This window comes from Pantoea sp. VS1 (assembly GCF_002207995.1).
Lineage (GTDB): Bacteria > Pseudomonadota > Gammaproteobacteria > Enterobacterales > Enterobacteriaceae > Pantoea > Pantoea dispersa.
The window spans coordinates 1-277 of record NZ_NHZE01000059.1 but is presented as its reverse complement, the minus strand read 5'-3'; the positions used below and the strand labels follow the sequence as shown (position 1 = coordinate 277).

The 277-nt window shown below is 55.6% G+C and carries 1 rRNA gene; it reads left to right on the top strand.

The window, feature by feature from the left end:
• Positions 1–277 (top strand): 23S ribosomal RNA (locus tag CBW22_RS22010); the annotation flags it as partial.

Genomic DNA, 277 nt, shown 5'->3' with positions numbered 1-277 from the left:
CCCAAAGCGTAACGGAGGAGCACGAAGGTTGGCTAATCCTGGTCGGACATCAGGAGGTTAGTGCAATGGCATAAGCCAGCTTGACTGCGAGAGTGACGGCTCGAGCAGGTGCGAAAGCAGGTCATAGTGATCCGGTGGTTCTGAATGGAAGGGCCATCGCTCAACGGATAAAAGGTACTCCGGGGATAACAGGCTGATACCGCCCAAGAGTTCATATCGACGGCGGTGTTTGGCACCTCGATGTCGGCTCATCACATCCTGGGGCTGAAGTAGGTCC